Annotated in this window: 1 protein-coding gene; it reads right to left on the bottom strand. The window is 62.6% G+C overall.

From position 1 onward, the window contains the following. Nucleotides 1-30: 30 nt before the first annotated feature. Nucleotides 31-1,298, bottom strand: a protein-coding gene (locus AB0J29_RS37190) for an IS3 family transposase (protein ID WP_364796066.1) whose coding sequence is annotated in 2 segments (ribosomal slippage) — nucleotides 31-1,025 and nucleotides 1,025-1,298 — 1,269 coding nt in all. Because the reading frame shifts where the segments join, the coding sequence is not laid out codon by codon here. Nucleotides 1,299-1,352 lie beyond the last annotated feature (54 nt).

Genomic DNA, 1,352 nt, shown 5'->3' with positions numbered 1-1,352 from the left:
TGAATCGCCCCGGCTTTGGTGCACACCGTTTTATCTGTCACCGGCTGGTTGCTCGGCGCGGTGTGCATAGTAGTCGGCTTCATACTCGGCTGGTGGTTTGCGGCCGAGTCGGTGCATGAGCCGGGACTCGTTGAACCAAGCGACCCACTCGGCCGTGAGCAGTTCGACATCGGCGAGACGGGTCAGCGGGCCTCGCCGAAACGGAGAGTCATCACGAACCGCTTCGGTCTTATAGAGCCCAATTGTCGTCTCCGCCAACGCATTATCGAACGCATCGCCGACCGAACCGATCGACGGCACCATCCCTGACAGCAGCAGTGTTTCACCCAGCCGAATCGATGTGTATTGCGAACCCGCGTCCGAATGGTGAATCGTATTGCCCGCCAAAGGATTGCCTTGACGAGACCGCACAGCGGCGGCCTGGCGGATCGCTGATTCCACGAACGCGGTCGCCTTGCTGGTCGAGCACTCCCAGCCCAGAATCCGCCCCGCATAGGCGTCGATCACGAACGCTGTATAGACGAACGATCCCGTCGCCAAACGGACATAGGTGAAGTCCGCAACGAGCAGCATGTTCGGTGCCGGCACTCGGAACTGGCGATCGACCAGATCTGGTGCCCGCGACGCGGTCGGATCGGGTTCGGTGGTGCGGACCTTCTTACGCCGCACCACACCTTTCCATCCGTTGACGCGCATCAACCGCTCCACCGTGCAACGGGCCACCGGGATACCTTGGCGTTGCAGATGCGCCCACATCTTCTCGGCCCCGTACAAGCACTCCGGCTTACGCCGGCCGGTCTGGTCGGGCTCGTAGATCCCAGCCAAGACCTCGGTGACCGCGGTGTCCCACAAGGCCCGTTTCGACGGTGCCCGCCTGTTCCAGGCATGGAAGGTCCTCGGCGCGATCTTCACACCCCGCGCGGTCAATGCCCGGCAGATCGCCGTGACCGGAAACCGAGCCCGATGCTCGGCGATGAACTCACACACTAACGGTGTCGCGGGTCGTTCGCCCGCGCGAAGAAAGACGTTGCCGCCGAAAGGATCTCGATAGTCTGCTCCAGCTCGGCGATCTTGCGTTTCTGCTCCCTGATCACCTTGGCGGCCTCGGTCGAGGTCCCCTCCGCCTGCCCGTCATCGATCGCGCCCTGGCGGATCCATTTCCGCAAGGTCTCCGCGGTCATCCCCAACCGGGCCGAGACCGCCTTGATCGCAGCCCACTCACTGTCGTAGTCGTCGCGATGCTCGACGACCAGCCGGACAGCCTTGGCCTTGGTCACTTCGTCGTACTTCGATGGCATGGTCTACCCATCCTCCTCAAGAAAGAAGGTGAGCACCAAACCCGGGGTGATTCA

This window comes from Nocardia sp. NPDC049707, assembly GCF_040674855.1.
Taxonomy (GTDB): domain Bacteria; phylum Actinomycetota; class Actinomycetes; order Mycobacteriales; family Mycobacteriaceae; genus Nocardia.
The sequence above is the reverse complement of the archived record's forward strand: the minus strand, read 5'-3'. Positions and strand labels throughout refer to the sequence as shown.